At 53.7% G+C, this 22921-nt stretch carries 24 protein-coding genes and 1 riboswitch; of the genes, 10 read left to right on the top strand and 14 right to left on the bottom strand.

Annotated features, from left to right (window positions below; all coding sequences use genetic code 11):
- The first annotated feature begins 30 nt into the window (after window positions 1-30).
- The 3 genes from WKR14_RS19840 to WKR14_RS19830 all read left to right on the top strand — a co-directional run bounded on the left by WKR14_RS19840 (window position 31) and on the right by WKR14_RS19830 (window position 2259).
- Complete coding sequence (locus tag WKR14_RS19840) at window positions 31-1293, top strand: sensor histidine kinase (protein ID WP_101055893.1); 1263 nt, start codon at window positions 31-33, stop codon at window positions 1291-1293.
- Between the two features lie 3 nt (window positions 1294-1296).
- The gene (locus tag WKR14_RS19835) at window positions 1297-1977 is read left to right on the top strand and encodes a TIGR01621 family pseudouridine synthase (RefSeq protein ID WP_165565932.1); all 681 of its coding nucleotides are present in this window, start codon (window positions 1297-1299) and stop codon (window positions 1975-1977) included.
- 114 nt (window positions 1978-2091) lie between these two features.
- Complete coding sequence (locus tag WKR14_RS19830) at window positions 2092-2259, top strand: YqaE/Pmp3 family membrane protein (RefSeq protein WP_025009192.1); 168 nt, start codon at window positions 2092-2094, stop codon at window positions 2257-2259.
- Between the two features lie 85 nt (window positions 2260-2344).
- Here WKR14_RS19830 and WKR14_RS19825 read toward each other — a convergent pair whose 3' ends face one another.
- Window positions 2345-3001 (bottom strand): FMN-dependent NADH-azoreductase, encoded by a 657-nt coding sequence (locus tag WKR14_RS19825; RefSeq protein WP_165565933.1) that lies wholly within the window; start codon window positions 2999-3001, stop codon window positions 2345-2347.
- A 108-nt stretch (window positions 3002-3109) separates the two neighbouring features.
- On the opposite strand from WKR14_RS19825, the gene WKR14_RS19820 reads away from it, so the two are divergent.
- A complete protein-coding gene (locus WKR14_RS19820) occupies window positions 3110-3994 on the top strand; it encodes a LysR substrate-binding domain-containing protein (RefSeq protein WP_071476339.1) in 885 nt (294 codons plus the stop codon).
- On the opposite strand, the gene WKR14_RS19815 is transcribed toward WKR14_RS19820, so the two are convergent.
- The 9 genes from WKR14_RS19815 to WKR14_RS19775 are packed head-to-tail and all read right to left on the bottom strand — an operon-like array spanning window position 3963 to window position 9033.
- Complete coding sequence (locus tag WKR14_RS19815; protein ID WP_045283325.1) at window positions 3963-4472, bottom strand: M23 family metallopeptidase; 510 nt, start codon at window positions 4470-4472, stop codon at window positions 3963-3965. The two genes, WKR14_RS19820 and WKR14_RS19815, sit on opposite strands and share 32 nt — an antisense overlap.
- 2 nt (window positions 4473-4474) lie before the next feature.
- Window positions 4475-4717, bottom strand: coding sequence for a hypothetical protein (locus tag WKR14_RS19810; protein ID WP_025009196.1), 243 nt, complete (start codon window positions 4715-4717; stop codon window positions 4475-4477).
- 60 nt (window positions 4718-4777) lie between these two features.
- On the bottom strand, window positions 4778-5260 hold the full coding sequence (locus WKR14_RS19805) for a GNAT family N-acetyltransferase (RefSeq protein ID WP_335923135.1): 483 nt from the start codon (window positions 5258-5260) through the stop codon (window positions 4778-4780).
- Entirely contained in the window at window positions 5260-5856 is a 597-nt protein-coding gene (locus WKR14_RS19800; RefSeq protein ID WP_339087111.1) for a hypothetical protein, read from the bottom strand. Before WKR14_RS19800 ends, WKR14_RS19805 begins: the two co-directional genes overlap by 1 nt.
- A complete protein-coding gene (locus WKR14_RS19795) occupies window positions 5853-6779 on the bottom strand; it encodes an alpha/beta hydrolase (protein WP_224867730.1) in 927 nt (308 codons plus the stop codon). The genes WKR14_RS19800 and WKR14_RS19795 overlap by 4 nt, the downstream gene beginning before the upstream one ends.
- Before the next feature lie 33 nt (window positions 6780-6812).
- Window positions 6813-7130 carry a DUF2845 domain-containing protein gene (locus tag WKR14_RS19790; RefSeq protein ID WP_156029228.1) on the bottom strand — a complete coding sequence of 106 codons (318 nt, stop codon included), beginning with the start codon at window positions 7128-7130 and terminating at the stop codon, window positions 6813-6815.
- Between the two features lie 9 nt (window positions 7131-7139).
- Window positions 7140-7535, bottom strand: a complete 396-nt coding sequence (locus WKR14_RS19785) for a VOC family protein (protein WP_071237347.1) — start codon at window positions 7533-7535, stop codon at window positions 7140-7142.
- Between the two features lie 27 nt (window positions 7536-7562).
- Window positions 7563-8369, bottom strand: a complete 807-nt coding sequence (locus tag WKR14_RS19780; RefSeq protein WP_339087110.1) for a hypothetical protein — start codon at window positions 8367-8369, stop codon at window positions 7563-7565.
- Window positions 8370-8373: 4 nt separating this feature from the next.
- On the bottom strand, window positions 8374-9033 hold the full coding sequence (locus WKR14_RS19775) for a Bax inhibitor-1 family protein (protein ID WP_101055858.1): 660 nt from the start codon (window positions 9031-9033) through the stop codon (window positions 8374-8376).
- A gap of 272 nt (window positions 9034-9305) precedes the next feature.
- Between WKR14_RS19775 and WKR14_RS19770 the strand changes: the two genes are divergently transcribed.
- Entirely contained in the window at window positions 9306-11135 is a 1830-nt protein-coding gene (locus WKR14_RS19770; protein WP_339087109.1) for a LamG-like jellyroll fold domain-containing protein, read from the top strand.
- 53 nt (window positions 11136-11188) lie between these two features.
- Here WKR14_RS19770 and moeB read toward each other — a convergent pair whose 3' ends face one another.
- A complete protein-coding gene (gene moeB / locus WKR14_RS19765; protein ID WP_339087108.1) occupies window positions 11189-11941 on the bottom strand; it encodes a molybdopterin-synthase adenylyltransferase MoeB in 753 nt (250 codons plus the stop codon).
- A gap of 7 nt (window positions 11942-11948) precedes the next feature.
- Window positions 11949-13193, bottom strand: a complete 1245-nt coding sequence (gene moeA, locus WKR14_RS19760; protein WP_039034625.1) for a molybdopterin molybdotransferase MoeA — start codon at window positions 13191-13193, stop codon at window positions 11949-11951.
- Between the two features lie 274 nt (window positions 13194-13467).
- On the opposite strand from moeA, the gene ftnA reads away from it, so the two are divergent.
- A complete protein-coding gene (gene ftnA, locus WKR14_RS19755; protein ID WP_028780740.1) occupies window positions 13468-13995 on the top strand; it encodes a non-heme ferritin in 528 nt (175 codons plus the stop codon).
- Between the two features lie 41 nt (window positions 13996-14036).
- Here the strand turns inward: ftnA and WKR14_RS19750 are convergent, their stop codons facing one another.
- Together WKR14_RS19750 and ribB are read right to left on the bottom strand one after the other, a co-directional pair.
- Window positions 14037-17234: an EAL domain-containing protein gene (locus WKR14_RS19750; protein WP_339087107.1), complete on the bottom strand. Its 3198-nt coding sequence runs from the start codon at window positions 17232-17234 to the stop codon at window positions 14037-14039.
- A 259-nt stretch (window positions 17235-17493) separates the two neighbouring features.
- On the bottom strand, window positions 17494-18147 hold the full coding sequence (gene ribB / locus WKR14_RS19745) for a 3,4-dihydroxy-2-butanone-4-phosphate synthase (RefSeq protein ID WP_025009206.1): 654 nt from the start codon (window positions 18145-18147) through the stop codon (window positions 17494-17496).
- A 113-nt stretch (window positions 18148-18260) separates the two neighbouring features.
- Window positions 18261-18447: riboswitch (FMN riboswitch) on the bottom strand.
- 324 nt (window positions 18448-18771) lie between these two features.
- On the opposite strand from ribB, the gene WKR14_RS19740 reads away from it, so the two are divergent.
- From WKR14_RS19740 to nusG, 4 genes are all read left to right on the top strand, one after another.
- Window positions 18772-20910 (top strand): S9 family peptidase, encoded by a 2139-nt coding sequence (locus WKR14_RS19740; RefSeq protein ID WP_420884222.1) that lies wholly within the window; start codon window positions 18772-18774, stop codon window positions 20908-20910.
- Window positions 20907-21182 carry a GIY-YIG nuclease family protein gene (locus WKR14_RS19735; protein WP_165565940.1) on the top strand — a complete coding sequence of 92 codons (276 nt, stop codon included), beginning with the start codon at window positions 20907-20909 and terminating at the stop codon, window positions 21180-21182. Before WKR14_RS19740 ends, WKR14_RS19735 begins: the two co-directional genes overlap by 4 nt.
- A gap of 751 nt (window positions 21183-21933) precedes the next feature.
- A complete protein-coding gene (gene secE / locus WKR14_RS19730; RefSeq protein ID WP_039034630.1) occupies window positions 21934-22314 on the top strand; it encodes a preprotein translocase subunit SecE in 381 nt (126 codons plus the stop codon).
- Window positions 22315-22322: 8 nt separating this feature from the next.
- The gene (gene nusG / locus WKR14_RS19725) at window positions 22323-22874 is read left to right on the top strand and encodes a transcription termination/antitermination protein NusG (RefSeq protein WP_025012047.1); all 552 of its coding nucleotides are present in this window, start codon (window positions 22323-22325) and stop codon (window positions 22872-22874) included.
- The last annotated feature ends 47 nt before the right edge of the window (window positions 22875-22921 follow it).

Genomic DNA, 22921 nt, shown 5'->3' with positions numbered 1-22921 from the left:
TGGCGTATTACCATCTTCTTCTCTGTGCTGGTGACTCTGATCATCGGCGCGTTACTGTTTGCACTCTATCAACAGCTGGTGACAGAGCAGCAGTCTCAGGTTGAGAAACACTTAGCCTCGGAGGCGCAGCGTTACCAGCAACTGGCCTTGAGCGTAGATAAGCGCAGCTTTGCGGCGCAAATCCATGCTGCTGATCCGCAAACTGCACTGATTGCCTGGCAGGGTAGCCCGGATATGGTCGGGGCGTTGACCTTTATGCCCGACAATATGCCACTGCTGCCGAAAACCCGTGATTTCCCCATCCTTACCGGCGGCCCGGATAAACTGCATATTCTCACCGGCGGCGTGGTAATGACCCGCTATGGCCCTGTGCTGATCGCCACCCGTACCGACCACTTGGCGACCTTGATCGAAAAGTTTCTCAGCGCGGCGGCCACCGCTGTGATGCTGACAGTGGTATTGACGCTGGCCATGGGGTATCTGTTTTCCAAGGCGCTGCTCCGGCGTTTGGTGCAATATAACCGCCTGAGTGAACGCATAGAGCGAGGTTACTACAACACCCGCTTGCCTGTGAGTCGCAACAGTGATGAATTCGATATGTTGGCGCGCCAGTTCAATCGGGTGCTGGATACCCTGGAACGCAACCTTGCCGCCGTGCGCGGGGTGACTGACAATATCGCCCATGACCTGCGCACGCCTTTGTCGCACCTGAGGATCGGATTGGAGCAGCTGCCGCAGTATCCAGCGGAAGAGCTACCCGAGCGCAGCGCGATTCTTATTGAAAAGCTGGATCACTGCCTGGCGACCTTCAACGCCATGTTGTCGCTGACCCGCATTGAAGAGGGGCAACAACAACTGGAGCTGGAGAGCTTCAGCTTACAGCAGATGTGTCATGATCTGCTGGATATGGCCGATGTATTGGCCGAGGCACAAGAGCAACAACTCAAGCTGGAAACCAGTGAGGATTGCCATATCACAGGCGATAAACATCTCTTGTTCCAGGCGCTGTTCAATCTGGTCGACAACGCCATTCGCTATGCAGGCGAGGGAGCTTGTATCACCATTTCGCAGCAAGCCAACCAGGTCATCATCAGCGACAATGGCCCCGGGATCCCGGAAGCGGAGCGTGAGCGGGTCTTCGAACGCCTGGTGCGGCTGGATCCCAGCCGTCATAAGCAAGGCACCGGCTTGGGGCTTTCTATGGTCAAGGCGATTCTTTCGCGGCACAACGCCAGTATTTCACTGCAGGATAACCACCCCGGCCTTAGGGTCATAGTCACATTTCAGGTTTAACCCATGTATTCAGTGATAGCTACAGAACCCGACTTTATCCTGCTGGACAAGCGGCCCGGAGTTCACTTCCACAGTCAACACGGTGAGGCCGGGCTGGTGGCCAGTGCCGAGCGAGAATTGGGTTATAAGCTCTATCCCGTACATAGGCTGGATACCTTGACCTCCGGCCTGTTGCTTCTGGCCCGTTCATCCGAGGCGGCGGCCGAATTTACCCGTATGTTCAGTGAACACAAGGTGCAGAAATATTATTTGGCGTTGGCCAAGGGTAAACCGGGTAAGAAACAGGGTTGGATCATAGGTGATATGGCCAAGTCCCGCCGTAGCCAGTATAAGCTGCTGCGTTCCACCGATAACCCGGCGGTTACCCAGTTCTTTTCCTGGTCGGTCGCCGAAGGGTTGCGCCTGTATCTGCTCAAGCCTCACAGCGGCAAGACCCATCAGCTGAGGGTGGCGCTTTCCAGCCTGGGAGTGCCGATTCTGGGGGACACTCTCTATGGCGGCAGTGCTGTTGATGCTGACCGTGGCTACCTGCACGCCTATGCGCTGGAGTTTGAATGGCGCGGGCAAGCGCTTAGATACCTGAGCTTGCCATCGCAAGGCGAAGTTTTTATGCAGTCGGGAGTTCTCGGTCAGTTGCAAACGCTTAAGCAACCCTGGGAGTTGGACTGGCCCAAGCGCAAATAAATACTGGTAGCTGACATTTCGATTTACTCAGGGAAAGGGAAAAGGTTGCAAGCCGGGCATCATGCTGCCAAGTTAAATGGGTTGTCCCTTTAATTCCTTGCCAGGAGTCATACCATGGATACCAATAAACTCTTGCTCGTCATCATCGCCATTTTGTTGCCACCGGTGGCGGTATTTCTCAAAGCCGGTGCCGGTAAAGACCTGCTGATCAATATCATTCTCTGTCTGTTCTTTTGGTTTCCGGGGTTGCTGCATGCGCTCTGGGTGGTGACCAAGAACTGAGCACAAGCGCTGAGACAGTGGCATTGGCCGGTCTTTGTTAGCGGCCAATCTGGGCTTTGGTTTCTCAAACGCAGTGGTTTGATTGCTAAATTTTTTGGGCCAGTTCCCTCAGTGAGGCGCTGGCCGCTTCGATGGAAACCCGATGGCGCTCGTCGGCAAACTCCTGAAATTCACTGCGCACCTCATAAAACTGTTCTACCCCAAGATAGTGGCTCAGGGTCTTGATATGGGGACCCAGGTGATTCATTCCGGCGCGAATGCCCTCGTCGCCAAAGCCAAACTCGCCGCAGGAGTAAACCAACACCAGTTTCTTGCCGCTGAATATCGGTCGCAGCGGAAAATCGCCGCGCTTTAAGTCGAAGCTGAATGTGCGATTGATGCGTATGACCTGATCAAACCAGGCCTTGAGTGCCGCCGGCATGCCATAGTTGTACATGGGCGTTGAGATCAGAATGATATCGGCCCGCTGCAACTCGTCGATAAGACAGTCCGACAGTGCCAGCAGCCGTTGCTGCTCTGTACTTTGGAGTTCCTCCGGGGTGAATACAGCGGCAATCCAATCTTGGGTGATGGCCGGTGGTGCTTGGTCACCCAGATCGCGATAGATGAATTTTGATAGGTTATTTTGGGCTTGCCAGTGATCGCAGAATAGCTGCGCCAACGACTTGGAAATCGAATTGTAGCTGGACTTGTCATTGTCGGTTCTTCTCGCACTGGCATCTATTCTTAAAAGGGTTTTCATCACTTTCTCCGTTTGTTTGCTCAGGGCATAACTATCTGGAATACCGCTCGAGTTGACAAAGGGTCATTTCTCACTTATAGATGAGCAAAATTCACTTATTTGATCGCAATGTTTGCCCATTTACCCACACTGAATAACTTGAGAGTGTTCGAAGCCGCCGCCAGGCATCTGAGCTTCAAGCTGGCTGCGGAGGAGTTGAGCCTGACTCCGACCGCGGTTTCCCATCAGATAAGAAATCTTGAGACTCAGCTGGACACCCGCCTGTTTATCCGCCAGACCCGGGCGGTATCACTGACACCGGCTGGAGCCGAGTTGGCAGAATCCTGTCGCCAGGCCTTGCTCGGCATAGCCCAGGGGATTGAACGTTTGGGAGTGACACCAAACCAGCTGAGAGTTTCCACCACCCATGGTTTTGCCGCCCTATGGCTGGCGCAGCGATTGCCGGACTTTCAGCAGCGTTTCCCCGATATTCGGGTGTCGGTCAGCAGCGATGAGGGGCTGCAGCCTAGCGACCCTCTGGGTGAGACAGATCTCTGCATACGCTACGGCAAAGCGGCAGAAGGCGAAGAGGTGCTGTTCAGTGAGACGTTCGGCATTTACGCCAGTCCCGGTTATCTCAAGAGCAAACAACCTCAGGTGACGCTGTTGCAGACCCGCTGGCAGAACCCGGCTCTCGACGGACTCGATTGGCAGCAATGGCAACAGACCTATCACGAGTTCAAAGGTGCCAGATTGCTGGAGTTTACCCAGGAGGATCACCTGGTGCAGGCCGCTCTGGCCGGTGAAGGCCTGGCACTTGCCAGTTCTGTGCTGGTGGCCTCTTTGGTGGAGCGGGGTTGGTTGAAACCTTGCTTGCCGGGCAAGGTGTTGCCTGGACTCAGTTATCGGCTGCTGCCGGCTCCCGGCCGCGAGCAGAGCCACAGAGTCAGGGTGTTTCTCGAATGGCTCAGGCAGCAGGCACTCAGCGGGGCGCCAGATAGGTCACAGGATTGAGATAAAACGCCTTCTTGTATCCCTGGGGCGCATCATCCATCAACCAAGGCATGGGCATGAGGCTGACTATGCTGTAGTGCAGATGGGGCGGCTTGCCTTTGGCATTGCCCGAGTCGCCGACCGTGCCCAGTTTGCTGCCCTGAGGTAGATAAAAACCGTTCGGCTCCAGGCTGTCCAGATGGGCGAAATAATGCAACTTCCAGCCTGGCCCCAAGGCCAGCACCACCTTGCCGCCGAGACGCCACTCCCCTTGATAGAGGCGCAGCATGGGCGTCGGGGCCTGCACTTGAGTGCCGCGGGCGGCGAAGATGTCTATGCCCTTGTGTACCCCGGAGGTGCCCCAGGGGTAATACCAGAAACTGTCTTTATGCCAGTCTTTGGCGCTGGCCTGGTGAACCGGCACCTGTGGGTTTTCCGGGATCAGGGCACCGGCAAAGATCAGCAGTAGCAGCAGGATAAAGCCATAACGTTTCTTCATGGTCATAGGTCACGCTGTCGTTGAGCCAACTCTATGATGGCACTGATAGCCGCGCGGGCCTGGGGACTATTGTGCCAGCAGCTCGAGCCCATCAACTGGGCTATGGCGCGGGTGATATCGCTAGCGGATTCATCGGCCAGCTGCGACAGCTGACTGAATCCCAGCTGCTCAAGGCGACCAACGACTGTGGCTCCTACCCCCTTGAGATCGCACATCTGCTGTTTTTCCCGGTCACTGAAGGCCATGGCAACTCTCCTTGTAAATGGTTGTCCCTGGAATAATTCCACTGGATGTTCTTTCTTGGGTTAGATCTCTGCCAGTGGACAAGCCAACAGCAGCAGATCCAGACAGAGAATACCGTTTTCCACTATCGGCTCAGGGTAAGCGGCAAAGAAGTCCGGAACAATACCTTTGATACGAAAACCGCACTTCTGATAGAGGCCCAGCTGAGCCAGGCTGGAGTTGCCCGTGGCTATCCAAAGGCTATCCAGTCCCTTTTCCCGGCTCAGCGTCTGACACTGTTGCAATAGCCATTTACCTATTCCCTGGCCTTGGTGATCCGGATGAACGGCGAGGTTTTTTACCTCGGCCTGAATCTTTGTGGACACCGGCGTTAGTTGCAGCAGTGCCAGCCCAAGCAGACGCTCTTCTGTATCCAGGGCTCTGAGCAGCAGACAGTCTCTCAGGTAAGCCTGCACGGCTTCGCGGCTGGGGTCGGCCAGCAAGAGTAAGGCCCACTCAGGTTCAGTGAGTGTAATGTCTGCAGTATTTGCCAGCTCCAGCTTCATTATATTTGCTCCGCAGCCAGTTCCGGCTCGCCGTTGTGCCAATGACTGTATTCCTCCCAGCGCCGCGCCAGCTCGCCATCACCCAGTTTGGGAATGCCGCTGCGCCTAAGCCACTGCCAATATGGTCCCCAGAGGTAGTCTTGCCAAAAGGCCAGAGAGCCCTGGAGGCCACCCAGGGTATCGGGATCCAGTTCGGGAAAGCTCTCCCAAGGCATGGGCGGAGTCGGCGCCAGCTGCTGGACTTGTGCCAGAAGCTCACTGTGATCAGATTGCAGACACAGAAGGTAACCACCAAAGTCGGCGGTCAGTTGCAGATAGAGCTTTATCGGTGCCAGAAACTCGGTCTCGAAGTTATCGCCCTGACACTGCAACTGCTGCGCCAGAACTAGATAGTCAGGCAGGCCTTCTCCCAGCTGTTCTATCTCCATGCCATGTTGTTGTAAATAGCGGCGTAGCAGGTCAAGCAGAGCCGGCACCTGATGCCGGCTTATCAGGCAGGAAAGCGCACCGCCCACGAAAGGACGGCTGATGGATTTTACCTGGGGGTAGCCGTCAGCCAGCGCTTGCCACTGAGTCACATCCGAGCCGCTTGTCATGCAGCTTCTTCACTGTCTCGACGCAGAATGGCCGCCAGTTGGGCCAGACACTCGCGCGCGGCCGAGCTGATATCGGCCAATTGGAAGAAACCATGGATCACGCCCTGAAAGCGGCAGGCTCGGGCATCGACACCGGCGGATACCAGCTTGCGATACAGAGCTTCTCCCTCATCCCGCAGCGGATCAAATTCGGCGGTAATAATGTGAGTCTGACACAAGCCCTGAAAATCCTCCCGATACAGGGGGCTGATTTCAGGATGGTTGGCGTCGACACCTGAACCTTGCTGATAGGCTTCAAAACCGCTGAGCAAGGCATCGCAGGTGATAATAAAGTCGTCGCCGTTGCTGCGGTAGCTCTCCATGGCAGCGGTGGCATCCAACATGGGGTAGATAAGCAACTGCCGTTTCGGCTGCCAGCCCAGTTGTTTCAGGCGCAGGCAGGTGACCAGCGCCAGATGGCCGCCGGCACTGTCGCCGCCCAGAGTGACGCTATCCGGATCCAGCTGTAGCTGCGCCGCCTGGGCCAGTATAGCCTGGGTGGCCTTGAGCGCATCGTCGTGTGCTGCCGGATAGCAGTGTTCCGGTGCCAGGCGGTAGTCGACGGCAATAACCTGGGCTTTGCCATGACAGGCCAGATAGCTGAGCTGCTGCTCGTGAGTCACAAAGCTTCCGGCCACAAAGCAGCCGCCATGGAAGTAGATAAGCGTGGGCCAAGGCCCTGGGGTGTCAGGCAGGTAACGTCGCAGGCGAATGCCTTCCAGCTCCAGCTCCTGGGTGCAAACCTCGGCGGCGGGTCCCGCCAGCACCGCACTGGCTTCATAGCCCTGACGTCGTTCATTCAGTGGCTGCAGACGCGCGTTGGGACGACCGGCTGCAATAAACTCATCCACCAGTCGTTGTATTCCTGTTTCCAATCCCGTCATGGCGGGAACCTCCCGTGAAAACTTGTCCTGAGCTCAGAGGCGATCCTGTTGCTCGGATACGATATTCTGCACCTGACCATTACTCAGAGTGACTGTTAGCAAATACTCGCCCCCTATGCTGCCTTGCAATCGGTAACTCCATACTTCTACTGTCTTGCCGGCGGTGGCTCTGCCGCTGTCGACACCAAGTGTCTGGGTGTATTTATCCATGGGGGAACCTGCTAGTTCCAGCAGTTTTATGCGGCTCATGCCGCAATGCAGCAGTTTTCCGTCCTTGAGGCGAAAACTATCGCAGGCGATCGCTGGCAGAGCCAACAAACACAGGGAGAGGCATAAAAGTAATTTCTTCATTTCAAATACCTACTGGGGTTGATGGCATACGGCTTCGACATTGTTGCCATCGGGATCCAACACAAAGGCACCGAAGTAGTGTGCGTGGTAATGAGGCCTCAGCCCAGGTTGGCCGTTGCACTGACCGCCATGCTCAAGTGCCAGCTGATAAAACCGGTTGACGGCATCGCGGTCGGCGGCAGTGAAGGCAATATGCCGCGGCGTATGGGGCGTCTTGGTTTCAATGATCCAAAACACGGGTTTGTTGTCCGGTCCGAAGGCGCACATACGCTGGCTGGGAAACTCGCTGTTCCACTCGGCCACCAGTTCCATCACCAAGGGGTAACCCAAGGCGCTTAGTGTTTCGAGATAGAAGTCGCGTGTCCTGGGGTAATCTGTGGCATAGCTGCTGAGGTGATCTATCATTGGCATCCTTCCTTTGATTGTCATGGTTCAGTGCACCGGCACGAAGAGTTCGTCTGTGATGGTCAGTTTATCTTGCTGCAAGCGGTAGACTGAGTCGAGCATGAAAGCCGCACTGCCTTGCCAGCAGAATCCGCCACTTCCCGCAATGCGTAATTGCTTATTGTGGCCCAGAGTCAGAGTAGAGAAGCCGCAAAAATCGCCACTGCCAAGCTTGCCGTCGGCAAAGGCCAGTTTGTGGTGTTCAGTGGCGGTTATCAGTTCGATATGGGGCGGGATCTGATCGCCTGCGTCAAACTCGGTTTCTGCTTGCCCCGGAAACAGTCGCAAGCAGGCCTGGCCCATCTGCCAGCTTGAGGGAATAGCCAGCGCATCCGCAGCACCTGCGATTGGACAAGTTGGTTGACTGAAACTGCCGAGCTTTTGCTCTCTGTTGCTCTTGCAGTTGGCGGCGTTGTATTGCAGGGCCGCCAGCACGGATTCACCCCCGAGGCGATAAAAGTGGCTACCCCAATTGAGCTCTTCATACTCGGCCAGGGCTATGCATTCGTTGAGCTGTCCACTGCGGGACAGGCCCAACAAGAGATCGCTTATCAGCCAGTAATAGCGGCGAACATCTTTGATGGCTGGCTCGGTCGCACCTTTGATTTTGGGGAACAACTCATAGCCACATTCTTGATGAAAGGCGGCGAGCGCCGCCGTTGCCTGTTGATACTCGCCTTTGGCATAACCTTGTTGGAAATCACTCCTGGCCTTGGCCAGAGCCTGAGTGCTGCACTCGGCAGCGCTCAGAGAGGAAAAAGCCATGGGGAGCAGCAACAGCAAGAGTAAACGCAAGGCGTTAATTCCTTCTTCCCAGAATGCTCAAAATGCGTAGGAATAGGTTGATGATATCCATATAAAGCGCGGCGGCGCTGTCGATGGCGTTGTCGACTGTCTTTTCCTTGGCATTGGCTCGGCCCCAGTCATAGCCAATGTAGCCACAGAAGATCAATACCACTATCCAGTCGGTAATGCCGTGATGGGTCTTGAAGATAAATAGCTCTACCAGTTCGACAATGATCACCAACAGTAGGGCTATTGTCAGGGCGCCGGCTATGCGGGCAAAGAAGGCGGGAAATAGGGTGCCCAATATCATCATTGCCAGAGTCACGATAGTCGTTATCCGCAGTGCCTCCAACACCAGAGTCGGGTCATAGCTGCTGACCACCAGGTTAATTATCAGACCGAAGGGAACAACGACCAGGTTGTAGCCGAGAAAGCTTATCGCGGGCTGGGCTGAGCTTTCAAATAGATAGATGCCCGCCATACAGCAGACGAAGTAGCCGATAAAGAACAGCCAGATTGGAATGGTGATGATGATTTCAGGATCGATATTCAACACCATCAGATAGTTGACCACAAACCCCCAGATCAGGGTCAGACCAACGACCAGGTTATATTTGCCGGCACTGATCTGGCCCTTATTTGTGCCATAGTTGCGTCGCAGGCTATTGTCCATAGTGGGAAATTTCCTTGTTTGTGGAAGTCAGGCGAGATGAAAGCGCCACACAATATAGAAAAATATCAGGCTCAACAAGGCGCTATCACCCAAAATCCTGTAGGACATCTTCCAACCCTCAAGCGCTTGCAGCAATAGTGACTTTTGTTGCTAGTATGTATATTTTGATGCTTTGTTGTAACTTAATGATTTTGAAATAAAAGTATTTATTTTGCTTCATCTGTCCTTGTTTAAATTCAGACTTTCTTACTAGCCTGAACTGGAGAGATTTAATGCGACACTCAATTGGAGCACTGGTTCTGGGCGCCGTGCTTGGCCTGACCGGGTGTAACTCAGATAGCGACAGTGGCACTCAAGCCGCAGCCGAGAGTTACACTCTGGTGGTCATGCCCGATACCCAGAAGTACTCCCGTTATAATCCCGAGCGCTACAATGCTCAAACTCAATGGATTGCCGATAACTACCAGCAACAAAATATCGTTTTTACGGCGCATCTGGGGGATGTGGTTGACCTGCCTGACTCAGAGCAGGAATGGCTCAATGCCCGTGCGGCCATGAGCATTCTGGAGGCCAATCCAGCCACCCCATACAGCATATTGGCGGGTAACCATGATGTGCTGGCTTACCGTCAGTCCGGGGTTGATATCAACAGCAACCTCGACAGCGACAGAACCCTGGCGGCAGAGCCTTTCCTCAAGCATTTCCCGGCGTCTTTGCAGCAAAATAACTTTGCCAGTTTCCAGGGGGCAGATGCCACCGGCTTCAACAGTTATCACCTCTTCAAGGGCGGTGAGCGCGAGTATCTGTTGCTGGCGCTCGACTGGCGTACCTCGGCGGCCAGCATAGCCTGGGCACAGTCAGTATTGGATGCTCACCCGGAAACACCAACCATACTTACTACCCATCAGTTATTAAATGTGGCCGATGATGGCAACAGCGCCATATTTACCGACAATGGCGCCATGCTGTGGGACAAGTTGATCAAAGACAATGACCAGATTTTTCTCACCTTCAACGGCCATCACCATGGTGAGGCCAAGATGGTGGCCAAGAACCGCTATGGTCGCGATGTGGTCATGATCTTGGTGGACTACCAATCGGGATTCTGGGGTGGCAACGCTATGTTGCAACTGGTGAGTTTCGATGAAGCCAACAAGCGGTTGCAGTTCCGTTCATTTTCACCTTGGGTAGCGGCCATCCCTGAGGCAGAGAGGCAGCCTCAGGATGTGCTGCAACGCTGGGAGTTTGAACAGCCACTGGACTTTGAAAAACGTTTTGCCAAGCTGAATCAGGAAGTGGAAACCGAAGGCCCGGGTAAGCTTGAAGGAACACTTGCCTACTGGATATTCGATGCCGAGCATAAGTTAACCAGCACAGATCCAACCAAGGTGCAGTTTATGGATCTATCTGGGCGCGGCAATACCTTGAGCCTCAAGGCCAAGGCGGGCAGCAGTGGCACTCAGGAGCAATTGTTTGAACAGCTCGGTGAAGCTCCTGGCTTCGGCCACGCCACTGGGGCGGCTCGTTTCAAGGGCGGCAACACCCAGGGCGGCTATTACCTCTCCAGCCAGGCACCGACGCTGGTTTCTGCCGATGGCCAGGCGGGTGTTCTGCCGCAGTACACCATAGAGATGATAGTGCGTCTGGCACCAGAGTGGCAGGCATCGGAAAATGCCTGGGGCGCCGTCTTTGCCCATAAACCCAGCCAGAGCCAGGTGTGTGAACACCATAAGCTGGATTGTGGCGGCGGCGATCCTTCGCTGGCGTTGACCGCCTCCAGTCTCAAGGAGTTCCAGTGGATTTCCACCTCCAGCAACGGCGTGGGGCCCAGCAACTGGTCATGGGAAGTGGACAGGGATTATTGGTATCACGTGGCCATAGTCAATGACGGCCAATATGCCACCATGTATGTGGACAACTCCAGGGTAATGCGTACCGCCGAAGCCGAGCAGCATGGGCTGGTGAGTATTCCCGGTGGCGAATGGATGGTGGGAGCCTCCAGTTGGGACGGCGAGGTGGCCGATCTGTTCCGCGGTGATATTGCCGAGATCCGGATTGTCGACAGGGTATTGCCTGAGTCTGACTGGCTGAACGCCAAGTAAAAAAATGCTGAAAATCAAAGAGGCTGCCCAGGCAGCCTCTTGTTATTGCAGACTCAACCGCAGACGGGGCAGTTGGGGATCTGCGGCAGCTTCATCTCGCGAAACTCCATGGTCATGGCATCGAACATCAGCAAACGACCGTAGAGCGGCTTACCGATACCACTTATCACCTTGATGGCTTCCACCGCTTGCAGGCAGCCCATCATACCGACGACCGGCGCCAGAATACCCGACTCGACACAGCTGAGTTGCTGCTCGCCGAACAGACTACTGAAACAGTGATAACAAGGCATTTGTTGCTGATAACCGAAGACGGAGATCACCCCTTCCATACGGATGGCAGCGGCAGACACCAAGGGCACCCTATGCCGAAAACAGCTGCGATTGAGCTGTTCGCGCACCGCAACATTGTCGGTGCAGTCCAGCACCAGATGGTGCTCGGCAACCAGTTGATCCAATTCGGGATCATCCAACACCCCATTGATGGTTTCTATCTGCACATGGGGATTGAGTGCACTCAGGCTCTCTTTAGCCGATTCCACCTTGGGCTGGCCTATGTTGCTATCCTGGTGCAGTACCTGGCGCTGCAGGTTGGACAGTTCGACAGTGTCGAAGTCCACCAGGGTCAACTTGCCGACCCCGGCAACCGTCAGATACTGACCGGCAGCGCAGCCTAGGCCACCGGCACCTATCATCAGCACCTTGGCCTGTTTGAGCTTCTCCTGGCCTTCAATGTCCATCGCCTTGATGGAGATCTGCCGGCTGTAGCGCAACATCTCGGCATCTGTGAGTATCTCGTCGCTCATATCGGCCTCAGCACAGCACGCTGTTAAAGGGTTCTACCGTGACTCTGGTGCCCGCTGGGGTGTCGCCCTGCATCTGTTCCAGAATAATAAAACAGTTGGCCAGGCTCATGGAGGTCAGCATCCCAGAGCCCTGTGAGCCGGTTACTGCCACTTCCAGTTCCCCGTCCTGGTTGCGGCTCAGGATTCCGCGCTGATATTCCACCCGTCCTGGCTGTTTACGTATGGGGGCGGTCAATTTGGCATCCAGCAGTAGCGGAGTTGGTTGTGGCAGCCCCTGCAGTTTATGCAGTAAAGGCCACACCAGCTTGTAGAAGGTCACCATGGATGAAACCGGGTTGCCCGGCAGACCACAGAACACCGCTTTGCCTATATGGCCGAGGGCAAAGGGTTTGCCCGGCTTGATCGCCAGTTTCCAGAAGCTTATTTTGCCTTCCTCATCGAGGATCTGCTTGGTGAAGTCGGCCTCACCGACCGAGACTCCCCCTGAGGTGATCACCATATCGGCGCTTGCTGAGGCGTTGCGAAACGCTTGGCGGATAGCCTCAGGATCATCCGCAATAACGCCGAGATCCTGCCACTCGACACCGGCGCGGCTGAGCAGGCCCTGAATCGAGTAGCGATTGGAGTCATAGATCTGACCGGGCGCCAACTCTGAACCCACGGGGCGCAATTCATCACCTGTGGAGAAGAAAGCGATTTTAACTTTACGGATCACTCTAAGGCTGCTGATGCCTATGGTGGCCATCACCCCCATTTCGGCGGCACCTATCAGAGTGCCGGCCCTGAGGACCTTGGTGCCGGCCAGCAGCTCTTCGCCGCGGCCACGCACATTGTCTCCGGCCTGCTTGCAAGGTTCTATGGTGATCTGCTCGCCATTGGCTTCGGTTTTCTCCTGCATCTGCACTGTATCGAAACCCGCAGGCACAGGAGCGCCAGTCATGATGCGAACACAGCCGCCTGGCTGATATTGGCCTTCAAAAGGGTGGCCGGCAAAGGAGCTACCCAGTAATTTCAGGCTGGCCTTCTCGGGCAGGTCGGCATAACGATAGGCGTAGCCGTCCATCGCCGAGTTATCGAACGGCGGCAAGTCTATGCTGCTGGCCAAGTCTTCTGCCAATACTCGTCCCAGAGAATCCGACAGTTGCACGGTTTCGGTATCTTCCAACGGGGTGACCTGCTCGAGTAGCAGGGGCAGAGCGAGATCCGGATGCATCAGCCCTGGATGGGCACAGACGTCTTGCGGCTTGGACATAGAGCAACCTTATTTGAGCTATTACTGAACCTGGTTGGCTATTATGCCACGCTGAAAGTGGATGACTATGATCTGCATGCCAGTTTTCGTGCACTGGGTGCAGGCTTTTCCTTTTACAGTCAGCGGATTGCGCCAAATAGCAAATGAGAATTCAAGTTAAATGAAAAGTGTTTTCATTATAAATCATTGCGTTAGGTAAAGATTCTTGCATTTGTTGTGTCCCTTGATAACAATAGCGCCCATGAAACAGATACCCGAAATGAGAGGCAAGGATATGTTGGCACAAGCCATGATTGATAAGTTGAACGAGCAGATCAATATGGAGTTTTTCTCCTCTAACCTGTATCTGCAGATGAGCGCCTGGTGTGAAGACAAAGGCTTTGAAGGCGCGGCCAAGTTCCTGCGGGATCACGCCGATGAAGAGATGCAGCATATGCGCCGTCTGTTCACCTATGTGAGTGAAACCGGTGGCATGCCTCTGCTGGGCGCCATTGAAGCTCCAAAGGCCAATTTTGAATCCCTGCTGTCCCTGTTCGAGTACACTTACGAGCACGAGCAGCTGATCACCAGCAAGATCAATGCTTTGGCTCATACCGCCTTCACGACTCAAGATTATTCTACCTTCAACTTCCTGCAGTGGTATGTGGCCGAGCAGCATGAAGAAGAGAAGCTATTCAAGTCGATTGTCGACAAGATCCGCCTGGTGGGCGAGGATGGCAAGGCGCTGTTCCTGGTGGACAAGGACCTGATGCAACTGGCGAGCGAAGGTGGCGAGACAGTGATGAATGCACAGATGGCTTAAGGCTATCCGCTGATGACAAGAGCAGCCTTAAGGCTGCTTTTTTATGCCAGAAGCTGACGAATGAAAGTTTCACCCTGAGCGAGGATCGGAGTCAGGCTCTTGGCCGGCAGCGGTCTTGAAAGCAGATAGCCCTGGCCAAAATCACAGCCCATGGACTTGAGCAAGATCCATTGCGCGCGGGTCTCTATGCCTTCTGCCACCAGTTGTAAGTCCAGGCTCTTGCCCATCATGACTATTGCCCGCACCAGGCTGGCATCGGCCTCATTCACCAAGGCATTATCGACAAAACTTTTGTCGATTTTGATCACTGAGATAGGGAACTTACGCAGATAGCTCAAGGAGGAGAAGCCGGTTCCAAAATCATCCATATGAATCGTCACCCCGAGTTGGCGAATGCTGTTGAGCACCTCCAAACAATGGGGACTGTCGTCCAGCAACATGGATTCGGTGATTTCTATGTGCAGTCTCTCGGCGGCTATGCCGTGACGTTTGATGGCGTCGGCCAGCAAGGTGTCGAAGCGTACCCCACTGACATTGATACACTGGCGGCTGGAGACGTTGATCGCCATATCCAGCTTTATTCCCTTGGCATGCCAATGGCTTAGGTCTTTCAGTGCTTGTTCCAGTACCCATTCGCCTATCGGCTCTATTAGGCCGTTGTTCTCTGCGATAGGAATGAATTTCTCCGGCGAAACCCAGCCATATTCGGGGTCATTCCAGCGTATCAACGCCTCGACAGAGGTGATTTGGCCGGTTTCCATAGAAACTATGGGTTGATAATGCAAGCAAAACTCTTGATGCAACACGGCGCTTCTTAGATGTTGCTCCAACTGCAAGCGCTCCAGCATGCTGGCGTTCATGCTGGGAGTGAAATACTGGTAGTTGTCGCGGCCGTTGTCTTTGGCGCTGTACATGGCGGTTTCTGTGTTGCGGGTCAGGGCATCTATGTCATCGCCGTCCTCGGGATAGACACCTATACCAAAGCTGACCGAGATCAGGGTGTCCTGACCATCGATATCGAAGCTATTGCCGAACAGGGCTTTTACTCTGTCGGCTACTGCTGTCAGGGCGGCATCATTCTTATAGTGTGGCAAGATCACGGCAAATTCATCGCCCCCTATGCGGGCGACAAATTTCTGTTCATCCGGGAGTGACTCCAATCTTCTCGCCACCTGTTGTAACAGTAGATCACCGCGTTTGTGGCCCAGTACATCATTGATATATTTGAACCTGTCGAGATCGATCAACAGAATTGCCAGTTTGTGACCATGGATACGGGCCTGTAACAGCTCGTGGTGCAGCCGCTCGTTGAACATCTTGCGGTTAGGCAGCTTGGTCAGAATATCGAAATGAGCCTGATACCAGATGTCCTGCTCGTATTTTTTCCGATGACTGATATCGACAAACAAACCTATGTGTTTGAGTATATTGTTGTTATCGTCTCTAACCAGGGTGATGGCCAAGTACTCAGGATAAATTTCACCGTCTTTGCGCTTATTCCAGATCTCGCCTTCCCATTTGTTATTGGTCAGCAGGCTATCCCACATATTACTGAAGAAGGCATCATCGTGGCGATAGGAGTTGAGTATTGAAGGATTCTTGCCCTTGACCTCTTCCAGCTTGTAACCGGTAATGCGGCTGAATGCCGGGTTGACCAGTTCAATACGGTTATTGGCATCTGTGATGACAATCCCCTCGCCTGAGTAGTCGAATACCGCAGCGGCCTGTTTCAACTGTTGATAGGATTTTTGCCTTTCATTAAGCATTTGTCCCAGAGCCTTGGCCATGTCGGCCAATTCATCCTTACCCTCGACCTTGATATCCAGATCCAGATTAGGATCCTTGGTCATCAAGCGCATGTTGTTGGCTATAGCGTAGATACGCCTGAGCAGATTGTGACTCAGGGCCCGGCCAAGAAACAACAGCAGGCCGATAGTGACGGCGGCTGAAAGGAGATAGAGGGCAATAAGGCGCAGCGATTGGGCGCGCTGAGCGTTGGAAAGATTGAGAATATCATCGGAAATACTGTCGGCTATGGCATCCATTTGGCGGATCCTTTCACTGGCCAACTGCCACCAGACTTCGGGAGTCACAGGTGGCTTGGGTTGGGTCAGGGCCTTCAGAGCATCGAGCATCTGCTCGTCGGAAATCTGCACCAGGGAGTCTATCTCTTTCACCTTGGCCCCCCGGCTTTGCATGGATGCTATCAGTTGCATCTTGTGGCGATATTCGTTGAGTTTGTCCTCGATTTGGGCGATCGCCTGTTGTTGTGTATTAGAGAGCACCCGGTTTGAGCTTAGTTTGTTGAGGATCTGCTCCAGTGATTCCAGTTTGCTATAGAAGCCTTGTTGGTACTTGCTTTCTCCCCGAAGAAGAAAGTTTTTAAACTCATGCAATAGGCCGCCATAACCCAGCTGGGAGCTGAACTTGTGTGCCTGGCGCGTGATGGCATCTTGTTGGCGCAGTTGTTCCCTGACGTTATTCAATGCCCGACTCTTATTATCCTGCAGCATGGTTTGCAAGCGTTGTTTGTGTTCTGCTATAGCACTGGCCCGGAACAGATCTATGCTCTGATCTTGCTCTGTTATTAATGCCAACAGCTGTTCATAACTGTCGGTATCAAACTGACGTTTCAGCAGCATGCCGTTGATCAGGCCGCGCTCGCGCACCGCCAATTCCTGAATCCGCAATAGTGCAGCCAGGTCGGCATAGGCTCTGGCCTGTTGTACATTGCTTGACAGGGATTGCAGATTAGCTATACCCAGCAGGAGTTCGTAGTTAAAGTCGGAATAGAAATTCAGTGCGTCGCTTTCGTCGCGGCTCAATAGTTCGCGCCGGTTGTTTTCCAGAGCCTGCTTGCCGAGCCGCAGAGCTTCCAGTTTGGTTTGTAGCAGATGCTGGGCCGTAGGAGACAGTTGTTCAGGGAGTTGCAATAAGTGGGGAGAGTTTTGCAGGGCGGTTATCTGTGCCGATACCCGCTGCTGCTGCACCTGCAGACTATCGGCAAAGCACTTACCATCGCAGGCGATATAGGCGGCGCTGAGACCACGTTCCTGCTGCAATTCGTAGATGAGATCGGCCAGGCGACGCCCTACCTCGACGGCATGATAACTTTGGTTGGCCAAACGATAGTTATGCAGCAGTTCAAATAAACGCACACAACCCAGTAGGCTGAGAACCAAAACAGGCACTAAGGCAAACAAGAGTAATTTGCGCTTTAGGCTCAGTTGGCTTAACACCTATGGCTCTCCTCGAAATCCTAACTGATAAAGACCTGCCTGTAAGCTATTGGGATACAGGCAATAACTCTCGATAAGTAACATATTGCCTATCAGGGAGCGACCCGTTATTCAAGGATTTCTAATCTAGGTCACGAAAATAAACCTTAAAAAGAAAAGGGTTAATGTAAGCCTTGTTGTAACCTAGTTTGCTGGTTTGTTTAAAACAAAAGCGGCTATGTAGCCGCTTTTGATTAAATAGTTAGAGAGTGCTGGTTTATTAGCCTGCGTTGGCCAGCAGAGATTCGCGATAGCTGACAATATCCTCGATGGAAAGAACCGGCAGGTCGTGTTTGTCACCAAAGGCAATGATTTGTGGCAGTCTGGCCATGGTGCCATCCGGATTGGTCACCTCGCACAGCACTCCGGCGGGTTTTAGGCCTGCCAGTTGCATCAAGTCCACAGTGCCCTCTGTGTGACCGCGGCGGGTCATCACACCACCGGGCTGAGCCCGCAGCGGATAGACGTGTCCTGGGCGGGCCAGGTCTTCCGGTTTGGCGTTGTCGGCAATGGCGGTCTTGATAGTCGTCACCCGGTCGGCAGCGGAAACCCCTGTCGTGACTCCGACTTTGGCCTCAATGCTTACGGTAAAGGCGGTGCCGAACTGGCTGGAGTTGTTTTCCACCATGGGCGGCAACTGCAGGGCCTTGATTTTCTCGTCGGTAAGGCAAAGACAGACAATGCCGCTGCATTCGCGGATCAGCATCGCCATCTGGGCGTTGGTCAGACTCTCGGCGGCGAAGATAAGATCGCCTTCGTTTTCTCTGTCTTCATCGTCGACCACCAAAACACCGCGGCCTTGACGCAGTGCTTCCAGGGCGGTTTCGACTCTTTCAATCGGGGTGCCAAAAGGCGCTAATAATGACTGATTCATGGTAAAAATCCTTAAATTACGGCTTGGGTTTTCCAGAATCAGGGCAAAGAAAGGAATAGTGGCCTCTCTGCCGCTGGCAGAGACGTATCACTAAGCGGATCGCCTGGCGGCAATCTGATTCTCTTTCATCCGGACTGAGCCATCTAAATGGCAACACCGTCGGCTCTGGAATAGTCACGCTAGGTCGTGATGACACCAGATCTGCTGACCCCGCCAGAATCTGGCGGGCGCTCGCGGGCTTTCATGTCGCTGACATGATTTACCGCCGGTGGGGAATTTCACCCCGCCCTGAGAATTGACCCGTCACTTATATGTGGCAGGCGGCAACAGCATGCGCCTGTTACATACAAATGACAAGCGGACAGGGTCACATTTTCTGCGGGTGAAGGGGAGCCTTTGAGAGTAGGGCTTAGATGGCAGGGCTTGCCGTTGGCGCCGGTCGGCGTCACTATATGCAGGCGGCCTGTAGTCGAGGGAGTAGGCCGCTGATATTAATGCTTCTCAGGCTAAGGAAGGTGCGAACAAGTCCCATGTGTGCTCTGCGTCGGCTTACGGGCCTGGATGCAAGGCGTGGTTCGCAGCAAATGGCCCTAGTCCTTTGCAAGAATTCCCTAAGGAAGAGTGATGAGTCGAGCAGGATCCCTGATGTTGGTTTTAGGCACAGCCTTGTGGCTGTGCGGATGCAGTGGAATGAATTCAGAAAATAAGCTGGTGGCACCGGTTGCCGAAAAACGTCCCCACACCATGAGTCTTCACGGTGTGACCAGGACAGACGACTATTATTGGCTGCGTGACGATGAACGTAAGGCCCCGGACGTTATCGACTATCTGGAGCGGGAAAACGCCTATACCGCCGCGCGTCTTAAACCTTGGGAACCGCTGAAACAGAAACTGTTTAAAGAGCTGACCTCCAGGCTGGAGCAGGATGAGAGCAGCGTGCCATATCGCTGGCATAACCATTGGTATTATCGCCGTTTCGAGGCTGGGCTGGAGTATCCGGTGATCGCCAGAAGCCGTGAATTCAATGGTGAAGAGCAGTTGTTGCTAGATGTTAACCGGCGCGCCGAGGGGCAGGAGTTTTACGCTCTGGGCGGAGTGTCTGTCAGCCCGGATGAGCAGATACTGGCCTTTGCCGAGGATACCCTCAGCCGCCGTATTTACAGCGTCTATTTTAAAGATCTTGCCACAGGTGAACAGCTTGCCGACAAGCTGACGGGCGTCGATGGCCGGGTGGTCTGGAGCAATGACAACCGTTATGTGTTCTATATCGCCAAAGACCCACAGACCCTGCTGGGATACCAGGTTTTCCGGCACAAGCTGGGAAGCCCTCAGAGCGAGGATCTGCTGGTTTATGAAGAGCAGGACGATACCTTCTATATCTCCCTCGGCAAGAGTCTGGATGAATCCCTGATTGTATTGCACCACGAGAGCACCACGACCAGTGAAGTTTCCCTGCTCGATGCCAACGCCCCGCTCGGCGAATTCCGGGCGTTTCTGCCGCGGGAAGAGGGCCACGAATACAGCATCGCCAAACGAGGAGATGAATTTTTCATCCTTAGCAACTGGCAGGCGACCAATTTCAGGCTGATGAAAACCACGGCTGCCGATGCCGGCGACAAGCGCAAGTGGCAACAGGTGCTGGCCCATGATCCCGAGGTGCGCCTCGAAGACCTGTTATTGTTGGACGATTATCTGATAGTACAGAGCCGCAGCCAGGGGCTGAGCCATATCAAGGTCTATCCCCATACCGATCTCAGCCGGGGCTATGAATTGACCTTTGATGACCCGGCCTATGTGGTTGGTCTGGATATCAATCCCAGCCAGCACAGTCGCGAACTGAGGTTATATTACTCGAGCCCGACTACCCCCGAGAGTATTTACAGCTATCAACTGGATAAGCCGGGCGAGCGCAAACTGCTCAAGCAGGAAAAAGTCTTGGGGGACTTCGAGCCCGGCAACTATCAGGCCGAGCGCTTGCTGATCCCGGCCCGTGATGGTGCCCAGGTGCCCGTGACTCTGGTGTATCGCAAGGACAAGTTCCGTAAAGACGGCAGCAACCCACTGTATCAGTACGGTTATGGTGCCTACGGCCATATCATAGAGCCGGATTTCGATGCCTCTATTCTCAGCCTACTGGATCGTGGCGTGGTCTATGCCATTGCCCATGTCCGGGGCGGAGAGATGCTCGGCAGGCCTTGGTATGATGATGGCAGGCTGTTTAATAAACGAAACAGTTTCAATGACTTTGAAGACACTACCCGGGCACTTTTGGAGCTGGGTTATGCCGCACCCGGGAAAGTGGTTGCCGCCGGTGGCAGTGCCGGTGGTTTATTGATGGGCGCCGTGGTCAATCAGGCTCCGGATCTTTACCTGGCGGTGGCCGCCCATGTGCCCTTTGTGGATATAGTAACCACCATGCTTGATGAGTCGATTCCGCTGACGACCAATGAATATGATGAGTGGGGCAACCCCAATGACAAGTCCTACTTTGACTATATGCTGAGTTACTCGCCCTATGACAACATTCGCCATCAGGCCTACCCGCATCTGTTGGTGACCACAGGGCTGCACGACTCCCAGGTACAGTATTTTGAGCCAGCCAAGTGGGTGGCCAAACTCAGGGACTACAAGACGGACGACAATCTGCTGTTGTTACAGACGGATATGGAGGCCGGCCATGGCGGCAAGAGCGGACGTTTCCGGCAATTTGAAGATACCGCGCTGGAATATGCCTTCTTCCTCGGCCTGTTGGGACTGGAATGAGTGGTGATAACTGGCAGTTGTATATCCTGCGCTGCGCCGGGGGCGAACTGTACACAGGGATCACCAAGGATGTGCCCCGGCGCCTGCAGGAGCATCAGAGTGGCGGCCCCAAAGCCGCCAAATATCTGCGTGGTCGCGGGCCTTTGCAACTCGTTTATCGTGAAGAGATTGGCAGCCACGGTGATGCCTTACGGCGGGAAATGGCGGTAAAAAAGCTGAGTAAGCGCGCCAAACTGAGTTTGATTGCCAAGTCCGCAGTTATGCCGGGGTGAGCGACCTTAAAAAAGGAGCAGGAGCGCCAATGGCCGGGCCATTACAGCGGGCGCTTCCTGCGGTCGGGAAGAGGGTCCCCAAGGAGGGGGTGATGGCTCATCAGCGATGGCCCATCAGCAAGATAGTGACAAAGAGCCGCGGCCGGCGAGTTCCACAACGCCAGTCGATGGCTGTTTCTCTTATCACCTAAAGCAGAAAACATGCCAAAGCAATAACACATTGTTTATATTTGTTATTCTTGCGGCCATCTTGAAGTAAGTGTCCGCACTAGTGTCCTCTTTCCTTAAAAAGTGACTGATTTGGCTATTCGGGTGTCCGCCGGACACTCAAACCGGATCGTAAAGTGGTCCATTTAAAGGTTGGCTAGTGAGGCGAGCAGGAAACCAGTTGCATGCTTGATGTTACACTCTCGAACAGATAGAAAACTCGGTAGCTTATTGTTTCCGAGCGGACGAATTGATTTTCGAGCCTTTTTGGGAAAAGTATTGGTCCTGGATTTGGTTCTTGGCATCAAGGCGCTTAACTGTGTTTTTTGTTAACTGACACAAAGAGTCCGGCTTTCTCTTGGTTTCGCCCCGTGTATCCTTGATAACAAAGTTGATTAAGAATACAATCTATGGCCGATTTTTGTGCCCTGAGCCGGAGAATTCTCGTCAGGGGCGAGTTCGAAAGCGGGCTGGCGCTGAATTAAGCCTTAAACTTACTCAGCTGTCCCTAGGCTCAGGTCGTAATGAGTAACGGAATTAACCGATGACAACAAATACTGAAAACCAGGGCAACTCTCTGGATATCGTAAAGTGGGTAGTAGCTATACTACTGGTGGCTGCAGCGATTGTTGGCAACCAGATGTACAACGACAGTGAAATCTTCACTCTGCCAATCCGCGCAGCGGGTGTGGTTGTCGTATTTGCTATTGCAGGTTTTATAGCCCTGCAAACGATTAAGGGTAAGCAAGCATTGGCCTTTGCCCGTGAGTCACAAATCGAAGTGCGCAAAGTTGTATGGCCTACTCGCCAAGAGGCGTTGAATACCACCTTTATCGTACTGGCTGCGACAGGTATCCTGGCCTTGATTCTCTGGGGACTGGATGCGGTATTGCTGCGCATTGTCAACTTTATTACTGGCGTATAGGCACTAGAATGACTGAAGCTAAAGAAGCTAAGAAAAGATGGTATGTGGTTCAGGCTTTTTCCGGTTATGAAGGCCGTGTATGTAAGTCTCTGCTTGAACACATCAAAATGCACGGTATGGAAGAGTTCTTCGGCGAAGTCCTGGTTCCGACCGAAGAAGTTGTGGAAATGCGTGCCGGCCAACGCCGCAAGAGCGAGCGCAAGTTCTTCCCCGGCTATGTGCTGGTACAGATGGAAATGAACGATCAAAGCTGGCACTTGGTGAAAAGCATCCCACGTGTGATGGGCTTTATCGGTGGCACTTCAGATCGTCCTGCTCCTATTTCCGATAAAGAAGCCGAGGCTATCCTGCGTCGTCTGCAGGAGACTACAGATTCTCCTACTCATCGCGTTATGTTCGAGCCCGGCGAAGTGGTTCGAGTTACCGATGGTCCGTTTGCCGACTTCAATGGTACTGTTGAAGAAGTGGATTATGACAAGAACCGCGTTAAGGTGTCTGTGATGATCTTCGGTCGTTCGACTCCGGTTGAGTTGGACTTTAATCAGGTCGAGAAATCCTGATTAAATAAAATACAAAATCCGTTTGGCAACGGGTGCGGATTTCTATA

Source organism: Shewanella chilikensis (assembly GCF_037953065.1).
Taxonomy (GTDB): Bacteria; Pseudomonadota; Gammaproteobacteria; order Enterobacterales; family Shewanellaceae; genus Shewanella; species Shewanella chilikensis.
The sequence above is the reverse complement of the archived record's forward strand: the minus strand, read 5'-3'. Positions and strand labels throughout refer to the sequence as shown.